The sequence below is a fragment of the Gracilibacillus sp. D59 genome (assembly GCF_052246695.1).
Classification (GTDB): Bacteria; Bacillota; Bacilli; order Bacillales; family Amphibacillaceae; genus Gracilibacillus.
The window spans coordinates 1-16,724 of record NZ_JBQQCK010000008.1; the positions used below are offsets into that span (position 1 = coordinate 1).

Sequence of the window (16,724 nt, forward strand, 5' to 3'; positions counted from 1 at the left end):
CTTGAGCTTCCTTCCGATTCCACGTCACCGTGGACACCGTTGCTTTTGGCTATGTGCTTACCGCTACTAGGTCGCACTCAGGACTTTCACCCGTTAGAGTTCGCCCATGCCGGGCGAACAAAAAAAAAAAAAAAAAAAAAAAAAAGACGATCTATGATGATCGCCTTGTTGACTATTAGTTAAACATGGAGTTGATTCAATGAATAAACTATTCTACTAAATTAATTCCAACGAGAGTAGATACTGTTCCATTTCATATCTTGTTTTATGATAATACTCATTATTATGTCTGCCATAGTTAAAATAGCCATGTGCCATACCTTCAACTGTTTTAAAAGTTATATCATTTCCCTTTTCTATCATCTGTTTAATAAATTGGTTATTTTGTTCATACAGGTCGTCAGTTGTTCCACAAAGCCATAATGTAGTGGGCAAGCATTTTTTAACGTTATGAATTGGCGAAAGCCGAGTAGCTTCTTCGAGTACTTGAGGGTATCGCCTTCTCATAATGTCAATCCCATCCATCCCCGCAGCAAAAACAATCAATAAATTGGGGATATGGTCGGTACTTTCATTATCATATTCCTCATCGTCATTTATTTCCTTAAACATAATCGAAGAAACAGTAATATATCCGCCTGATGATGAACCACATACTACTATTTTATTAGGATCTACTCCTAACTCAGAGGAATTTCTTCTTACCCATCGGACAGCGGATTTAACATCACATATTGCTTGGGGTGGTAAGAAGCCTTCATCAGATCCATTTCGATAATCAACACAAACTGCCACCATGCCCTTAGAAGAAAAATAATTTGCTTGATGTTGAAACTGTGCTGGGGTCTTGGAATCCTTTTTAAAACTACCTCCATTAAAAAATAAAATAGCTGGTCTGTTTTCTTGGTGTGTTTTCGGTTCAAATATGTACAATACTAAATTTCTATCCTGTACCACTTTAAACGTTCTTTCAGCTACCGGGAAATCAAATTTGATTTTATTCAACGGAAAACCCCCTTAACATAAAAAATTCATTTTTAAAACTTATTATTTAATTCTCTACTCATTTCGGATAATCCTTCTTTAGCGAATACATGGCGAAAATGACAAACTATACTTTTTCATTCATTGCTACTTGAACTAGTTGTTTTTCTCCATTTTTCTCAAATACTTTATATTTCTGCATCCCTATTTTCTCCGCTACTTTTTGCGAAGGTAGATTTTGAATGGTGGTGTATGAATATACTTTGGGATAATGTAAAACATCAAATGCATGTTCCATACAAGCCATTGCAGCCTCTGTAGCGTATCCTTTATTCCAGTAGTCCTTTATAATGTGAAAGCCGATTTCTGGTACTGTTTCTTTTTCAATTTCTTGCATTGTAATCCCACAATCTCCAATGAATCTATCTTCATCTTTTAAAACTACTGCCCATAACCCATGATTATATTTCTTATAATTATTAATATTCCATTTAATCCACTCTTCCACCTTCTCCAAAGTAAACGGCTCAGGATAGTATTGCATTGATTCTGAATCTGAAAGAACATTTGATAACTTTTGAGTATCGTCCATGTTCAATTCTCTCAAATACAGTCTTTCCGTTTCCATTATTTTCATGAATTTCATCCTCTCTCTGAAACAATCTTGGCTTCATTAACACAATATCTATTCATTTTAAATTACATTTCTTCACAAAAACTCATCAAACGAGTAATGAAAATTTTTCCACTTCAACACTCTATTTCATTGTAAAATATAACAAGATGAACTGAAAGGAGAATTGAATATGATTGAATCAAACATTTTGTTAACTTATACCAAGGTGATAAAACAAATATAAATTAGGAGAGAAATAATGGAATTAACGCAAAGATTAAAAATCATCCCATGTACAGAAGAATCATTATTATTTATTTCAACTTCAGAGGAATATGAATTTGGCTCTCATATACCAATGTATTTAGAGGCGCTAAAGGAAGATGCCTCCCTTTTAGGTTGGGGTGTATGGTTTGTTATCGATAAAGAAAATGACACTGTTATTGGTGATATTGGATTTAAAGGAAAGCCGAATTCAGGTAGCATCATAGAAGTAGGATATGGAATAGTGCCTTCCGTACAAGGCAAAGGCTATGCCACTGAAGCAGTAAAGAAAATTATACAATGGGCGTTTTCATTTAGAAATATAAATAAAGTTATTGCCGAATGTCAGGTTGATAATCTTCCATCTACCAGAGTATTAGAAAAGTTAGATTTCAAAAGAATAGATATAGAAAATAATATGTTGAAATGGCAATTGGAGAAATAATGCTTATTACTACAAGACAACAAAGACGTGCAAACCATAGCACGTCTTTTTAATGAACATTGTGATTTGGGTAAAAAACCAACTTGCTTCTTAACGTAATTAGAATCATTCTACAATCGATTAGATTCTAATCAATCACTTTAGTAAACAATACCCTATCATGATGTTTGCCATCATAATTAGAAAACACAGAAACGCCGTCAACTTCTTTGTCACCATTTTCGATACTAAATCCCATCTTAGTATGATAAGCGATAGAAACCTTATTAATTGGTGAAGTGACAGCACGTACTACGTTTCTATTATTCTTTTTAACCACATTGAAAAATTCTTTATAAAGACGTTTGCCTATATGATGTTTACGGTAATTGGGGTGAACACCGACAAAATGTATGTATCCGACATCCAAATCAGATTGAGACAAAAAGCCAATTAAAAAACCAACAATTTCACCATCTTTTTCAGCAATGTAACTTGTATTATTAAAATGATCAAAGAATAACTTAGGTAACTTATCTGACATTTGCCTACGTCCCCACCATTCGTCTATCAAAGGAGATATCACATTATAATCAGAACTTGTCACATTACGTATTTTCACTCCTATCCCCCCCTTACTCGTTTGGTCAATTTTACCATAAAAAAAACTTAACTCACCATACAAAAAAATGAAGGAGGTAAAATCCTTTATTTTTTCAGTTTTTATCATGTTGTAAACATCAAAGACCAAATCTTCTATCGATTTGGTCTAAACTGAGTAAGATATTTCAATTTCTCGAAAATAACCGATCGTTTCACACGCCTCTCTTATTTCCCCACACCAATGTATGAATCTGCGGAAGCACACGTACATCGTTTAGAGCACTTGAGTTCATCACCTGATCAATTAACCATTCATATTTCGTTAATAAATGGCTAGCTAATTCGTTTGGTGCTACTTCTTCCAAATTATCATTACCTACTTGTATAAAAAAAGGAACTCCCGGATAACTTTTGTGTACATCTTTAGCATAATCCAAGTCATTGTCATCAAAAATTACGACTTTCATACTTGTTTGTGTGAGACGATCGTTCTTCTCTAATTGTGCAACGATATCATCAAGCATCGACCAATTTGTTTTCATCTTGGAGCTTGGTGGTTTAGGGGATATCGTTAAATCATCCACTTCTAAAAACCAGTCTTGCCAACGACTTCCTTGCGTTTCTAGGGCTACCTCCATATTATTTGAATGCAATATTTCTATTAACTCACCCATATGTTTGAGAAGTGCTGGGTTACCACCAGAGATCGTCACATGGTCAAATTTGTCACCACCGATTTCTTTTAATCGCTCAAAAATGTCTACACTTGTCATTTTTACAATATCTTCTTTCGCACTGCCATCCCAAGTAAATGAAGAATCGCACCATGCACAGCTGTAATCACAGCCAGCAGTGCGTACAAACATCGTCTTACGCCCAATTACCATGCCTTCCCCTTGAATAGTTGGGCCGAATATTTCCAAAACGGGGAGCTTATTCACTGATCATCCACTCCCGTCTGGCTTCTGCGTAGCTTGTTGGTGTTTCAAACAGACGAACAAATTCCACTCGACATGCATTCGGAAAATCACTTAATGACTCTTCCATTTTTTCAAAAATCCACACGACCATATTCTCAGCCGTTGTATTCATCTTTGGCAATGTTTCGTTTAAATATCGATGGTCGAGATGGACTTCAATTTCTTCTTTCCAAATCTTTTTAATATCACCAAAATCGATTACAATCCCAATTTCATTAACAAATCCACTAATACCGAAAACTACTTTATAAGTGTGTCCGTGCAGGTTTTTACATTTCCCTTCATAACAATGAAGATGATGTGCTGCATCAAAAGTAAATTCCTTACTTACCATCACACGTTTTTGATGATATTTTAATTGTTCTCGTTTAATATCCTGATCTATTTTTTGTAAATTCTCGACAATTCGAAAGCCGTACATTAATTATTCACTCCATTACGTTTTGCAAAATAGGTGTCTAACCCCTTTTGTCTTAGGTGACATGCTGGACATTCACCACAACCAGTTCCTCGGACACCGTTGTAACAGGTCAATGTTTTCTCACGGATATAATGAAAAGCACCTAATTGATCTGCCAGTTCCCATGTTTCTGCTTTATCCAACCACATTAACGGTGTATGCACGACAAAATCATCATCCATTGATAAATTTAACGTAACATTTAAAGATTTAATAAAAATATCACGGCAATCCGGATAACCACTAAAATCTGTTTCACAAACACCTGTGATAATATGTTTGGCATCGATTTGTTTTGCTAGAATAGTTGCAAACGATAAGAATAATAGATTTCTGCCAGGAACGAATGTATTGGGAAGTTCTCCGTCTTCTCCATCAGCTACCTCAATATCATCTCTTGTTAAGGCATTTGGTGCTAATTGATTTAACAATGACATATCCAAAATATGATGTTTTAAACCTTGTTCTGCTGCAATCTCTTTTGCTACCCCAATTTCCTGCTGATGACGCTGGTTATAATCAAATGTCACTAATTCCACATGATCAAATTTTTCTAACGCCCAAAAAAGGCATGTGGTACTATCTTGACCACCACTAAATACGACTACTGCTCGTTTATTTTTATCCATAAAAAAATTCCCCTTTCACATTGAAAAAGAGAATTCTATACACCCAAAACAAAAAAACATACCTAAGGCTCGGTATGATTATCCTTAGTTTTTTATAGAGGGTGTAGCTAGAACCTCTCCTGCTTTATTAGCAGACTTGTATGTAATTTTTAAGCACAATTTGTAGTATAGCATATTCACCTATATAAAAGGAAGTCAAATATCTCTTCAAATAATTTACAGTTTTTTCTTGAAAACTATATTTCAAGCTATATAATAGTATATGTAATATATTGGCCAATTATTACAATCAGTACCATCTAGAGTAGCTTTTTCAACGCATTCTAAAAATGGATGAAAGGATGTAAAAAATGAAAAACAAATTTTTATTTTTGTTAGCGCTTACTTTTCTTGTCACAGGTGCTTTTTTTGTAGAAAATGTCGAAGCTGCCAGTCTGGACGCTAGTAAAAGTTACAAGATTATTAATAGGTTGAGTGGTAAAGCGTTAGAAGTTTACGAATGGTCTACTTCGGACGGTGGCAATGTGGTGCAATATGATGACCTCGGAGGAATGAATCAACAGTGGAGAATTATTGATGTAGGAGAAGGTTATCAAAAAATCATTAACATTCATAGTGGAAAGGCACTTGAAGTATACGATTGGTCTACAAGTAATGGTGCTAACGTAGCTCAATGGTCTGATTGGAATGGAACAAGTCAACAATGGGATATTGTAGATCTTGGCAATGGCTACTATAAAATATTAAACAGATATAGTGGCAAGGCATTGGAAGTATTTGAGCGGTCCAATGAGAATGGCGCAAACATTGTCCAGTGGGATGATAATGGTGGAGAACACCAACAATGGCAAATTATTGAGGTTCCACCAACTGACACTATTACAGTGAATGAAACAATTGTCGTGTCAGCAGGCGAAACTTTTGATGGGCAAGGTAGAAGATATGTAGCCAATCCAGATACATTGGGTGATGGAAGCCAATCGGAAAATCAACAATCAGTCTTCAGATTGGAGGACGGTGCTACTCTTAAAAATGTTGTATTGGGGCATCCTGCTGCAGATGGCGTCCATACGTATGGTGATGTCTTAGTAGAAAATGTAGTTTGGGAAGACATTGGTGAAGATGCTTTAACCATCAAAGATGAAGGACATGTTACCCTAAAGGGTGGTTTTGCCCAAAATTCAGATGACAAAATGTTTCAAGTTAATGCACCTTCCACTTTTGAAATAATTAACTTCACTGCAACAAATGCTGGTAAGATGATTCGCCAAAATGGTGGTACAACCTTTAAAACAAGTATCATTATTGAAAGCAGTGTCATTACCGATATGGATGAAGCAATTTTCAGAACAGACAGTAGTTCAAGTGAAGTTACGATGTCCAATACTAGATATTCTAATGTTGGCACAAAGTGGTACAACGTCCAAAATGTCTCTGAAAATAATAACTACGAATTTTAAATAAGAAGAAAATATGGGCGACTAAGCCTCTGATTATCACCAATCAGGTAGTCTTCTTTATCTTAGAACGTTAGAAGTTTTTTCGGCAGCATAGACATCTCCATTTTAAATAGAGTGCGTTTAACTAGTATTTTTACTAGTTAAACGCACTCTTTAAGTTAAAAGGCTCTCTTTTTACTCCGCTTGATATAGATGACTCCATAACACTTTCACTACTTACACTCTGTAACTCTCGTTATTGTCCTCCTATTATATTCCATTATTTATTCTGAAATTTCTTCTAAATTGGCATCTTCTATGTGGGATGATAAATATTGCTGCATCAATACACCTGTTGAAATAAGAACTGGCGGATCACCTATTCGTGGCGGACGCAATGTGACGTTAAGTTGTGGAATTTCTCGATGTGGCTGGACATTGATAGGCTGTTCCAGTTTCGCTCTAAGTGTGGATTCTGTTAATAAAATTTCGGAACTCTTCATCCCAGTATTAACAGTAGTAGAAAGTAAATAATATGTCCCTTCACTTACATTTTCAAACACAAATTCTCCTGCTGATTCGAGTATTGTCCCATACAAAGGTAAACCTTCTGGGATAGGCTTAGAAAATAAACCTACTAGTATAATGCCATTAACCGGCGTAGGTGAGATAATCTTGCCTCGAACAGTTTGCAAGTTTTTTCTATTAAAAGCTTCCAAAGGTACCTCATTTTTTAATTGAATTTGTTGCAGATGTTTCGTGACAAAAGTTTCGGACTGACGAAAAACGGAGGGTGATACTCCTACCTTTTGCGTAAAACGAGTAGTAAAGGTTCCAAGACTCTGTTGACCGATCTCCATTCCTATATCCCTTATTGTTAAATTTGTATAAATCAGTAATTCTTTCGCCTTCTGTAATCGGAGAGCAGATAAATAATAGTGTGGTGGCAGACCGATTTGATCTTTAAACTTTCTAGAGAAATGATAGGGACTATAGGCAACATGTTCTGCTACTTGCTGGAGTGTGATTTCTTCATGTAAATTCGACTTGATGTATTTTATAGCTGCTTCTATTTCAGGAGAGTTATGAACCATAAAAACACCTCATGACTATTTTCTACCATTTTACTAAACTTACATGGATGAAGCTAGTCTAACTATCATTCTTTCGGTTCGATAGCTGAAAAGATATATGTACTTGTAAAAAATATGTTTAAGTGAGATAACCATTGACAATTTACAGTATATATATTATATTACCTAAGGCGAATATTTCTGAATAACACATATAAAACGTTCGTCTTTAGGAGTGATATAAATGGAAAATGTATTTGATTATGAAGATATTCAATTAATTCCTGCAAAATGTATCGTAAATAGCCGAAGTGAATGTGATACATCCATTCAGTTTGGAAAGCACACATTCCGCATTCCGGTTGTTCCTGCTAATATGCAGACAATTATTGATGAGAAAATTGCTACTTTTTTAGCAGAACGTAATTATTTTTATGTGATGCACCGCTTTGAACCAGAAACAAGAAAAGATTTTATTATATCAATGAAGGAAAATAACTTAATCGCTTCCATTAGTGTTGGTGTGAAAGATGAGGAATATCATTTTATCGAAGAACTTGCTGATCAAGCACTTGTACCAGACTATATAACAATTGACATTGCACATGGACATTCCAATGCAGTGATTGATATGATTAAGCATATAAAAAAACATTTACCTGATACATTTGTAATTGCAGGAAATGTCGGTACGCCAGAAGCTGTTCGTGAATTGGAAAATGCCGGTGCAGATGCTACCAAAGTAGGGATTGGTCCTGGAAAAGTTTGTATAACTAAAGTTAAAACAGGATTTGGTACTGGTGGATGGCAACTTGCGGCATTAAGATGGTGTGCGAAGGCAGCAACGAAACCAATCATTGCAGATGGTGGTATTCGTACACATGGTGACATTGCCAAGTCGATCCGTTTTGGCGCATCCATGGTAATGATCGGTTCCCTTTTTGCCGGCCATGAAGAATCACCTGGTACGACGGTAGAACAAGACGGTAAACTGTACAAAGAATACTTTGGTTCTGCATCTGAATATCAAAAAGGTGAAAAGAAAAATGTCGAAGGTAAAAAAATGTATGTTGAACATAAAGGAGCACTTCAAGATACATTGACTGAAATGGAACAAGACTTGCAATCGTCTATTTCATACGCAGGTGGACAAACGCTAAATGCTATCCGCACTGTCGATTATGTTGTAGTTAAAAATTCTATATTTAATGGGGATTAATCATTCAGCACACCTGTAAGTTAAGGTGTGCTTTTTTGTTCATATTGTGTTGTCTATCAGAATAGGTTGAAATTTGTAAGGTTATACCCACGTTTATACGGAGACTTCTTGTGTATTATTTAATTTTCTGTTTGAACTTCCTTCCATAATATACACTGAACCCTATGATCACTGGTGTAATCACAATAGTTGGTGCAAACCATAAGAAAATACTGACGGATTCTATATTCATTAGTCTTGGTGCTCCAAAGACAATAAATGCTGTAATTGTCGAAATAGAACAAGCTAACATGCCAATTAGATGTTCGATATACCAATGTCCATTTATTTTAGGCTTACGGAGCCAATAATATAGCTGACTTCCGCCTACAAATAAACCAACACCAGGGAAATAACTTAATAATGGACTACCAATATAAATTCCATATACACTGATGAAGACTGAACTGAGGACTAGACTAAATGAAAATGCAAGATCTCCAATCTGTCGATGAGCGTATTTTCTTTTTTTAAATTTTAATACTCGGATACCATACCAAGCTGTTGCTGCACTTAGTATCGCAATGTAGACAAGAAACCATGAAAAAGCTTTATCTCCTAGAGGATCATAAAAAATCCGGTAAAAACCCATATAAAATGCTGACACAGCCACAATAGCCATAGAATAAGTATATACCCATCCGACTTTTCGGTGTATTTTTCCTCCTTTACGTACTACGATTGGAATCCAGAATACGAGCAATGCCAAAAAGCCTGCAATAATATGAGAAATGCGAAACAGATCAAATATCATCGTTTTCCCCCCATCAATTCTTTTTTAAATAAGCTAATGTTTGTTTAATTCCTTCTTGATAAGAAGTGCGCGGCAAAGCTCCGATATGTTGCTCATATTTTTCTCCACTTAATACAACAGGCTTTTCGGTTAAATAAAGCATTTCTACTACTTCTTTCATATCTTTATTAAATAACCCAAGAAGGAAGATGAGACCTTTTTTTACTGTAAAGACCTTTTTCTTAAATGCCGCTTCTTCTCTTACGATTTCTATAATTTCTTCTCCTGAAATAATATCAGTAGCAGGAACGTTCCAGTTCTGTCCATAAGCTTCAGGATTCTGTGCTAATGTAACAATGGCCTTAGCACCATCTGGTGTATAAATATATTCACGTTTTACCTTTTGATCTCCAATAAACATTGCCGAATTATTTTTACTCACAGATGCAAATAAAAATTGGAGCATCGTATTGTCAGCACCAGGACCATAAAAATCAGGAAAATGAACAATTAGTACAGGAACTCCAGCATTATGAAGAATCTCTTCAAGTCGTAATCTCATTTTTCCTTTTTTGGTATGTGGTTGCTTCGGATAGTCTTCCCTTATCTTCTTTCCATGTCCGTTCCCATAAGCATAGATGTTATCAACAACCGCCAACTTTGAACCATATTTTTGTGCCAACTCAGTAACATTTTTCATGATCGGCTCAAGCTTTTCTTCCCACTGTGAATAAGGAACATTCAGTGCATGGAAGATAATATCTACTCCCTCTATACCTTTTTCAATGTCCGTTTTTTGCTGTGCATCACCCGAAAGGATCTCTACTCGATTGTCATGTCCGAAGAGTGCTTCTAACTTTGCTTTATTACGTGCAAATGCTACTACTTCTATATTTCTACTTAATAATTCCGACACAATCGCTTGCCCCATACCTCCGCTAGCTCCTATAACCATTACCTTTTTCATCATATCCTCCTTTAATTAACTATCGTTCAATTAATAATTAAAAAAATTAGTCGTTGGATATCATCGCTAAAATCATATCGACATGTGATGCTGCTAAGTCTTCTACTTCTTGAAAAGAATGACCAATTCTACAATAGTGGGCAACAAAACCATGTAACATTAAAAAAACAGACCAGATTTTCTTAATTTCTATTTGCTTGTTTGTTAATGTTGCAACTGCCTGTGCAAACTGCTGATAACTCTGCTCAGGTGCATTGGTCATGTAGTGTTGCAATTCTTTGTCTTTCATAATAAACATCACTTCATAATGATTAGGATAAGTCAATCCAAATCGGATGAATCCAATTAAAAGTTCTTTTAGCTTCTCTTCTTGTGTAAGCTCTAATTTTTCTAAGCTGTCTAATTCCTTGTTGATCATGGCAAAGTCTTGATCTATCATTGCATAAAATAAATCAGCTTTGTTTTTAAAATGATAATAAATAGCTCCATGACTATACCCTAGTTCCCTGGCTATCATTCTCATCGAAACAGCTTGGTATCCTTGATCCACAAAGAGCTGGTGTGCAACATCAATAATTGCTTCTCTTGAAAGTTCTTGAGCTACTGCTTTTCGCGGTGCCATATCTTTTAACCCCTTTTTTTAACCACTGTTCAATTAAATAATATAAAAAATGGTATTGATTGTCAATATAATACTCATATATTTTTAAAACCTATTTTCAATAGTTTTATTTACCTATTTTTTAACAAAAATACAGGGAGGAAATTACTGGTTAGATGGCGAATTATAAATATATAAGCAAATTGTAATGATTCATATAGTATTTTTGGATCACACATAGTATCTTAATTGATTTTGGAGGGATTTCTCATTGAATTAATCGTTATTTCTCAAATTTTAATATCCATAATTGCTCTCGTTGTCACCTTTGTCTTTTATTACAAGAATACAAAAATAAAAAAACACAAGAATGAATCCCATACTTCGAATGATACTAACATACTTGAAGAAAATACCCGCCATAATTTCCGAATCACTCTATACCAACAACCATGTCTGATTACTCTCATACAACTAGAAAATTCCCATCTGAAACAATTAAAAAACAAACAATTTTATGGCTATATTGAAAATATCAGCACTAGTGGTTTAAAGTTTTTATGCCATTTTAACTTTCCGGTAAAAGAGCGTGTTTTGATCAAACTAAATGTAGCAATCAAATCATACCATTTCATTTTAAAAGGCGAAATTATCCGAAAAGAGGAACATAAGCTAAGTAATCAAATAGCATATGGAGTCAAATTTTATAAATTGACCGAGAAAGAAAGAATGCGGATCACTAAAGCGTTAAATGAAGTAATGGTGGAAAAAGAGAAAAAGGCAAAAATGTATAAAGCACGTTAAAAAAGAAGTGTATAATGAGAGACATAAAGTAAGACTTCCATCAAGGGACTTTTATGGACGATTAGCACCGCGATAAAAAAAGAGTTACCATTTTTATCTGGTAACTCTTTTCTTCTTATGCAATATCGTATCCTTGTTCCTCTACTGCTTCTTCCATTGCTTCAATCGTAACGTCTGCTTCATTATATGATACATTCACTGTACCTTCTTCTAAATTCACTTCTGCGTTGGATACACCAGCTAATTCTTTTAATGCTCCCTCTACAGACGCTTTACAATGACCACATGTCATCCCTTGTACTTTTAATGTAGTTTGTTCCATTTATATCTCTCCTTTTTGTTTTTTTACTGTTTATATTTTCACTCGTTTCAATCGAAGTGAGTTTGTAACAACACTTACAGAACTAAATGCCATTGCCGCACCCGCTATCCATGGTGCTAATAATCCAGCAGCTGCAATTGGAATACCAGCACTGTTATAAGCAAGTGCCCAAAATAAGTTTTGGCGAATATTACGAATCGTTGCATGACTTAATTTAATAGCTTTTGGAATCAACAGTAATTCCCCACCTAAAATGGTGACATCAGCTGCTTCTATTGCCACTTCAGTACCAGTTCCTATCGCGATCCCTATATCTGAAATCGCTAATGCAGGTGCATCATTTATACCGTCACCTACCATTGCGACGATTCTACCTTGTAACTGTACTTCTTTTACTTTTTCCGCTTTTTGCTCAGGCAATACCTCTGCAAAAACTTGATCGATACCAACCTGTTTTGCAATTGCTTGAGCAGTAGTTTTATTATCACCAGTTAACATGATTACTTCTAAGTCTTGCGCTTTTAATTGTTGGATAGCTTCAATAGCAGACGGTTTTATTGTGTCTGCAACAGCAATTACACCGCTAAGTTTACCATCAACGGCAATTAGCATTGCGGTTTTTCCATTCTCTTCATAACCTTTTAATGTTTCTTCCTTTTCTTTCGTTTCGATACCGTTATCTTGGAGTAACTTTCGATTCCCAACAATAATGGTTCTCCCGTTCACTTCCGCTTCTATACCATGCCCAGGTATTGCTTTAAATGATGCTGCTTTATCTACTTGTAGTTCATTCTCTTCTGCGTATGTGACAATAGCTTCTGCTAATGGATGCTCAGAACCCTTTTCTGCACTGGCTAACAATTGCAACGTTTCCTCATTACCGTCAAAATCAGTTACTTCCGGTTTACCTTTTGTCAATGTACCTGTTTTATCAAAGATAATTGCATCCAGTTGATGTGTTTTTTCAAGGTGTTCTCCACCTTTAAATAGAATACCTGATTCTGCTGCTTTACCTGTTCCAACCATGATTGAAGTCGGTGTAGCAAGTCCTAATGCACACGGACAAGCAATTACTAATACCGCTATTGTGGCCACTAATGATACCTCTATATTTCCTGGTGATACCAGTGTGATCCAGATCAGAAAAGTGATGATTGCAATACCAACTACAATCTGCACGAAATAACCTGAAATCACATCTGCCAGACGTTGGATTGGTGCTTTTGAGCCTTGTGCATCCTCTACGACTTTAATAATCGAAGCTAACGCAGTATCTTTACCTACTTTGGTTGCTTTCATTGTTATGGATCCATTCTTATTCATGGTGGAACCGATAACCATATCTTCACTTGTTTTTTCAATTGGGATTGACTCCCCTGTTATCATGGATTCATCTACTGCAGTTTGACCATCAGTAACAATACCATCGACAGGTATTTTTTCCCCTGGTTTTACGATTAATTGATCACCAACCTCTACTTGTTCGATTGGGATCATTACTTCTTGGTTGTCACGAATCACTCTTGCTTCTTTCGCTTGTAGATGAAGTAATTTCGAAATCGCCATAGTTGTTTTACTTTTCGCAGCAATTTCTAAATATTTACCAAAAAGAATTAGTGTAATAATGACTGCACTTGTTTCAAAATAAAGATGAGGTGTACTGCTCACAATCATTTCATAAACACTGTAAAAGTAAGCAGCACTAGTGCCAAGTGCAACTAATACATCCATGTTCGCTGTTTTGTTTCGCAAGTTTTTATATGCGCCCAGGTAGAACTGCCAACCAATGATAAATTGGACAGGAGTCGCTAAAGCAAACTGAAACCAAGGATTCATAAATATTTCAGGTATACTTACATTAAATAAATGTACGAGCATTGTTACGAAAAGGGGTAATGTCAATATTACTGAAATAGTCAGTTTTTTCTTCATTTGTTGAAGCTGTTTTTCTTTTTGTGAAACTTGATCTCGATTGTCAGCTTTTCGTTTTGCATCATAGCCAAGTTTCTGAATACGACTGATCATGTCTGTTTCTTCAATAAAAGAAGGATTGTATTCAACAGATGCACTCTCCGTCGCCAGATTAACCGTTGCCTTCTGAATCCCATCTTGTTTGTTTAATACTTTTTCAATGCGATTCGAACAAGCAGCACATGTCATACCATATACATCCAAATCGATCCGTTCTGTCTGAACCCCATAACCTAACTTTTCAATTTTTGCTTGAACGTCCTCCAATTGGACATTTTCCGGATCAAAAGAAACACTTGCTTTTTCCGTTGTTAAATTAACTTGTGCATTGACACCGTCCATTTTGTTCAGCACTTTTTCAATACGATTCGAACAGGCAGCACATGTCATTCCTGTTATACCTAAAGTTACTTTTCTGTCGTCACTCATTTATAGGATACCCCCTCTACTTGGAGAATTGTTTCATTACATCCATCAGCTCTTCAATCGTTTCATCACCATTCCCTGACAGGATAGCATCACTGACACAATGCTTGATATGTCTTTCGGTGATGGAATAGCCTACCTTTTTAAGTGCTGCATTAATTGCACTAATTTGCACAAGGACGTCTACACAATAACGATCTTCTTCGATCATTTTTTGTATACCCCGAACCTGGCCTTCGATTCGTTTTAAACGATTAACAGTAGCTTGAATTTCATCTTTCGATCGTGGTTTACTTGGATGTTGGTGCAGGGAATCTTTCACATTTAACACATCCTTTCCATATCTTTATATATACTATACCCCCCTTAGGTATAAAAAGTCAACTATATTGTTTTAAATAATTGGCTTATCACAGGGGGAAATGTGTTAGCTTTGTCAATTTACTCCATTTTAAATAGTTTTTCATAACATTCTACACAGGTTCTATTAATGATTTATCATTATTACTCGGATTATTTACTTGTTTGGAAACAGGATATGCTCTCATCATAGAAGAATCCAACGGTGTCAGTAGACTTTTCAAGAATGACTTATCTTGAATGGTTGGATCTATCCAACTATCCTGGTCACGATCTTGTAATATCACTGGCATCCGGTCATGTATCGATTCCATAAGGCTATTTGGTTTTGTAGTTAAAATCGTACATGTGACAATTTCCTTATCTTCCCGCTTCCAGCGATCCCATAATCCCGCAAAAGTGAATAAACGCCCATCGTTAACTGTAATTCGATATGGTTGCTTATCTTCTTTTTCTCTTTTCCATTCATAAAAGCTATCAGCAACAACTAAACATCGTCTGCTTTTTAATAATCGTTTGAAGGAAGTTTTTTCATCAACAGTTTCACTTCTCGCATTTATCATCCTACTTCCTATTTTGGGATCCTTAGCCCAACTTGGAACTAGTCCCCATTGTAAATATCCAGCTTTTCTTCCTTCATTACTTCCTACAATAGAAAGCACTTGTTGCGTTGGTGCAATATTATAACTTGGTTGAAATTCTGTTAGTTCAATACCCAACTCACTTTCCAGTACTTCTATCGATGTGTCCAATGTAAACCTTCCACACATATTGATCACCTCTTTTTAGAAAATGGGTCATTCATCCTGTTTTCGTTTATTTTTTGGCATTTCCCGGGAAATACTCATACAATTAGTATACTATCTTTTATTGATCTTTATTAGCGCTTCTCTTCTAGGTATTAATAATCAAATAGCATGATATAAGTTTAATCATACTCAAAACGGTTAGAGAATAAGTAGTAATGATCATACTAAAAAAGGAGCGTGCAATATTTTATGGATATCAGTAAAGAAATTAAAAAGTTGGAAAATGTTTATTTTGAAAAACCTCAACGCGTATTTAGTATGTATTTAAACACAGATCCATCCGATCCTGTACAACCAGGTGGAGAATGGAAACTACACTTGAAAAATGGTTTAAAAAGCTTTGAAAATTATTTACAAAGAGATGGAGACAGCGATGAAAAGCGAAATTATTGGGTAGTGAAAGAAATGGTTGAAAAGTATATGCATGATAATGAGCATAACTTAGCAAAAAGTGTTGTGATTTTTGCTACAGGTGATCAATCAGTTTGGTTTGCTAGAAAATTTCAAATGCCTGTTGAAACCGAGTTTAGTTGGGAAGAAACACCAAAACTAGATCAGATTAAAAATATGTTTAATCAGTTCCCGAAAACAGGTATCATTCTGACTCAGAAAGAAGCTATAAAAATATTGGATACGGAACTCGGATCAATAAAAGATACTAGATTTTATGAATTAGACCTCGATACAGAGGATTGGCGTGAACATACAGGCCCACACCGAGCCCAGCCATCTATGGGATCTGGTGGAAAAAATACAAAACAAGAACAATTTGAAGCACGTTTTGAAGCCAATCGTTACCGTTGGTATAAAAATATCGCTTCTACACTTGATAAATTAGCTAAAGATAAGGATTGGATGAAGATTATTATAGTAGGTCATAAAGAAGAAGCGGAAGATCTATCCAATAATATGAATAAAGAAATAGCTAAAGTAGTTCCTAAGAATATGTTAGAGCATGAAAAAATGAAAGTAATCAACGAGGCTGTTCTCAGCTAAAAATC

At 35.4% G+C, this 16,724-nt stretch carries 20 protein-coding genes, 1 pseudogene and 1 riboswitch; of the genes and pseudogenes, 7 read left to right on the forward strand and 14 right to left on the reverse strand.

Going from position 1 to position 16,724, the window contains the following annotated elements:
• A partial coding sequence (locus tag ACTWP4_RS14045; RefSeq protein ID WP_443129409.1) for a hypothetical protein occupies positions 1-183 on the forward strand: 183 nt, incomplete at its 5' end.
• Positions 184-216: 33 nt separating this feature from the next.
• Here the strand turns inward: ACTWP4_RS14045 and ACTWP4_RS14050 are convergent.
• Both ACTWP4_RS14050 and ACTWP4_RS14055 read right to left on the reverse strand, forming a co-directional pair.
• Positions 217-1,005 carry an alpha/beta hydrolase gene (locus tag ACTWP4_RS14050; RefSeq protein WP_443129410.1) on the reverse strand — a complete coding sequence of 263 codons (789 nt, stop codon included), beginning with the start codon at positions 1,003-1,005 and terminating at the stop codon, positions 217-219.
• 106 nt (positions 1,006-1,111) lie between these two features.
• Positions 1,112-1,621 (reverse strand): GNAT family N-acetyltransferase, encoded by a 510-nt coding sequence (locus ACTWP4_RS14055; protein ID WP_443129411.1) that lies wholly within the window; start codon positions 1,619-1,621, stop codon positions 1,112-1,114.
• A gap of 238 nt (positions 1,622-1,859) precedes the next feature.
• Here ACTWP4_RS14055 and ACTWP4_RS14060 point away from each other — a divergent pair, with 238 nt between their 5' ends.
• Positions 1,860-2,309 carry a GNAT family N-acetyltransferase gene (locus ACTWP4_RS14060; protein ID WP_443129412.1) on the forward strand — a complete coding sequence of 150 codons (450 nt, stop codon included), beginning with the start codon at positions 1,860-1,862 and terminating at the stop codon, positions 2,307-2,309.
• Positions 2,310-2,436: 127 nt separating this feature from the next.
• Here the strand turns inward: ACTWP4_RS14060 and ACTWP4_RS14065 are convergent, their stop codons facing one another.
• From ACTWP4_RS14065 to queC, 4 genes are all read right to left on the reverse strand, one after another.
• Positions 2,437-2,910 carry a GNAT family N-acetyltransferase gene (locus ACTWP4_RS14065; RefSeq protein WP_443129413.1) on the reverse strand — a complete coding sequence of 158 codons (474 nt, stop codon included), beginning with the start codon at positions 2,908-2,910 and terminating at the stop codon, positions 2,437-2,439.
• A gap of 193 nt (positions 2,911-3,103) precedes the next feature.
• Positions 3,104-3,832, reverse strand: coding sequence for a 7-carboxy-7-deazaguanine synthase QueE (queE, locus tag ACTWP4_RS14070; RefSeq protein WP_443129414.1), 729 nt, complete (start codon positions 3,830-3,832; stop codon positions 3,104-3,106).
• Positions 3,825-4,292 (reverse strand): 6-carboxytetrahydropterin synthase QueD, encoded by a 468-nt coding sequence (queD, locus tag ACTWP4_RS14075; RefSeq protein ID WP_443129415.1) that lies wholly within the window; start codon positions 4,290-4,292, stop codon positions 3,825-3,827. The genes queE and queD overlap by 8 nt, the downstream gene beginning before the upstream one ends.
• Positions 4,292-4,960, reverse strand: coding sequence for a 7-cyano-7-deazaguanine synthase QueC (queC, locus tag ACTWP4_RS14080; RefSeq protein ID WP_443129416.1), 669 nt, complete (start codon positions 4,958-4,960; stop codon positions 4,292-4,294). Before queC ends, queD begins: the two co-directional genes overlap by 1 nt.
• 78 nt (positions 4,961-5,038) lie before the next feature.
• A riboswitch (PreQ1 riboswitch) is annotated at positions 5,039-5,083 on the reverse strand.
• A 227-nt stretch (positions 5,084-5,310) separates the two neighbouring features.
• Between queC and ACTWP4_RS14085 the strand changes: the two are divergent.
• Both ACTWP4_RS14085 and ACTWP4_RS14090 read left to right on the forward strand, forming a co-directional pair.
• Positions 5,311-5,814 (forward strand): annotated as a pseudogene (locus tag ACTWP4_RS14085) (RICIN domain-containing protein); the annotation flags it as partial.
• A 24-nt stretch (positions 5,815-5,838) separates the two neighbouring features.
• A complete protein-coding gene (locus tag ACTWP4_RS14090; protein WP_443129583.1) occupies positions 5,839-6,420 on the forward strand; it encodes a pectate lyase in 582 nt (193 codons plus the stop codon).
• Between the two features lie 263 nt (positions 6,421-6,683).
• Here the strand turns inward: ACTWP4_RS14090 and ACTWP4_RS14095 are convergent, their stop codons facing one another.
• Positions 6,684-7,493 carry a helix-turn-helix transcriptional regulator gene (locus ACTWP4_RS14095; RefSeq protein WP_443129417.1) on the reverse strand — a complete coding sequence of 270 codons (810 nt, stop codon included), beginning with the start codon at positions 7,491-7,493 and terminating at the stop codon, positions 6,684-6,686.
• Positions 7,494-7,716: 223 nt separating this feature from the next.
• On the opposite strand from ACTWP4_RS14095, the gene guaC reads away from it, so the two are divergent.
• Positions 7,717-8,691 carry a GMP reductase gene (guaC, locus tag ACTWP4_RS14100; RefSeq protein WP_443129418.1) on the forward strand — a complete coding sequence of 325 codons (975 nt, stop codon included), beginning with the start codon at positions 7,717-7,719 and terminating at the stop codon, positions 8,689-8,691.
• Positions 8,692-8,806: 115 nt separating this feature from the next.
• Here the strand turns inward: guaC and ACTWP4_RS14105 are convergent, their stop codons facing one another.
• The 3 genes from ACTWP4_RS14105 to ACTWP4_RS14115 are packed head-to-tail and all read right to left on the reverse strand — an operon-like array spanning position 8,807 to position 11,052.
• Positions 8,807-9,484 carry a DUF2306 domain-containing protein gene (locus tag ACTWP4_RS14105; protein WP_443129419.1) on the reverse strand — a complete coding sequence of 226 codons (678 nt, stop codon included), beginning with the start codon at positions 9,482-9,484 and terminating at the stop codon, positions 8,807-8,809.
• Positions 9,485-9,497: 13 nt separating this feature from the next.
• The gene (locus ACTWP4_RS14110) at positions 9,498-10,430 is read right to left on the reverse strand and encodes an SDR family NAD(P)-dependent oxidoreductase (protein ID WP_443129420.1); all 933 of its coding nucleotides are present in this window, start codon (positions 10,428-10,430) and stop codon (positions 9,498-9,500) included.
• 46 nt (positions 10,431-10,476) lie between these two features.
• Complete coding sequence (locus ACTWP4_RS14115; protein ID WP_443129421.1) at positions 10,477-11,052, reverse strand: TetR/AcrR family transcriptional regulator; 576 nt, start codon at positions 11,050-11,052, stop codon at positions 10,477-10,479.
• 234 nt (positions 11,053-11,286) lie between these two features.
• On the opposite strand from ACTWP4_RS14115, the gene ACTWP4_RS14120 reads away from it, so the two are divergent.
• Complete coding sequence (locus ACTWP4_RS14120) at positions 11,287-11,835, forward strand: PilZ domain-containing protein (protein WP_443129422.1); 549 nt, start codon at positions 11,287-11,289, stop codon at positions 11,833-11,835.
• Positions 11,836-11,950: 115 nt separating this feature from the next.
• Here ACTWP4_RS14120 and copZ read toward each other — a convergent pair whose 3' ends face one another.
• The 4 genes from copZ to ACTWP4_RS14140 form a co-directional block, all read right to left on the reverse strand.
• The gene (gene copZ, locus ACTWP4_RS14125; RefSeq protein WP_443129423.1) at positions 11,951-12,157 is read right to left on the reverse strand and encodes a copper chaperone CopZ; all 207 of its coding nucleotides are present in this window, start codon (positions 12,155-12,157) and stop codon (positions 11,951-11,953) included.
• 30 nt (positions 12,158-12,187) lie between these two features.
• Positions 12,188-14,557: a heavy metal translocating P-type ATPase gene (locus tag ACTWP4_RS14130; RefSeq protein ID WP_443129424.1), complete on the reverse strand. Its 2,370-nt coding sequence runs from the start codon at positions 14,555-14,557 to the stop codon at positions 12,188-12,190.
• A 16-nt stretch (positions 14,558-14,573) separates the two neighbouring features.
• Positions 14,574-14,876, reverse strand: coding sequence for a metal-sensing transcriptional repressor (locus tag ACTWP4_RS14135; RefSeq protein WP_443129425.1), 303 nt, complete (start codon positions 14,874-14,876; stop codon positions 14,574-14,576).
• A gap of 151 nt (positions 14,877-15,027) precedes the next feature.
• The gene (locus ACTWP4_RS14140) at positions 15,028-15,684 is read right to left on the reverse strand and encodes an SOS response-associated peptidase (protein WP_443129426.1); all 657 of its coding nucleotides are present in this window, start codon (positions 15,682-15,684) and stop codon (positions 15,028-15,030) included.
• A 228-nt stretch (positions 15,685-15,912) separates the two neighbouring features.
• Here ACTWP4_RS14140 and ACTWP4_RS14145 point away from each other — a divergent pair, with 228 nt between their 5' ends.
• Complete coding sequence (locus ACTWP4_RS14145; RefSeq protein WP_443129427.1) at positions 15,913-16,719, forward strand: VLRF1 family aeRF1-type release factor; 807 nt, start codon at positions 15,913-15,915, stop codon at positions 16,717-16,719.
• Positions 16,720-16,724 lie beyond the last annotated feature (5 nt).

Excerpts from the sequence above, each read along its gene's own strand:
- queC (WP_443129416.1), bottom strand. The coding sequence starts at position 4,960 with ATGGATAAAAATAAACGAGCAGTAGTCGTATTTAGTGGTGGTCAAGAT.
- ACTWP4_RS14055 (WP_443129411.1), bottom strand. The coding sequence starts at position 1,621 with ATGAAAATAATGGAAACGGAAAGACTGTATTTGAGAGAATTGAACATG.
- guaC (WP_443129418.1), top strand. The coding sequence starts at position 7,717 with ATGGAAAATGTATTTGATTATGAAGATATTCAATTAATTCCTGCAAAA.
- ACTWP4_RS14110 (WP_443129420.1), bottom strand. The coding sequence starts at position 10,430 with ATGAAAAAGGTAATGGTTATAGGAGCTAGCGGAGGTATGGGGCAAGCG.
- ACTWP4_RS14145 (WP_443129427.1), top strand. The coding sequence starts at position 15,913 with ATGGATATCAGTAAAGAAATTAAAAAGTTGGAAAATGTTTATTTTGAA.
- ACTWP4_RS14060 (WP_443129412.1), top strand. The coding sequence starts at position 1,860 with ATGGAATTAACGCAAAGATTAAAAATCATCCCATGTACAGAAGAATCA.
- ACTWP4_RS14095 (WP_443129417.1), bottom strand. The coding sequence starts at position 7,493 with ATGGTTCATAACTCTCCTGAAATAGAAGCAGCTATAAAATACATCAAG.
- ACTWP4_RS14105 (WP_443129419.1), bottom strand. The coding sequence starts at position 9,484 with ATGATATTTGATCTGTTTCGCATTTCTCATATTATTGCAGGCTTTTTG.
- ACTWP4_RS14130 (WP_443129424.1), bottom strand. The coding sequence starts at position 14,557 with ATGAGTGACGACAGAAAAGTAACTTTAGGTATAACAGGAATGACATGT.
- queD (WP_443129415.1), bottom strand. The coding sequence starts at position 4,292 with ATGTACGGCTTTCGAATTGTCGAGAATTTACAAAAAATAGATCAGGAT.
- ACTWP4_RS14140 (WP_443129426.1), bottom strand. The coding sequence starts at position 15,684 with ATGTGTGGAAGGTTTACATTGGACACATCGATAGAAGTACTGGAAAGT.
- copZ (WP_443129423.1), bottom strand. The coding sequence starts at position 12,157 with ATGGAACAAACTACATTAAAAGTACAAGGGATGACATGTGGTCATTGT.
- ACTWP4_RS14115 (WP_443129421.1), bottom strand. The coding sequence starts at position 11,052 with ATGGCACCGCGAAAAGCAGTAGCTCAAGAACTTTCAAGAGAAGCAATT.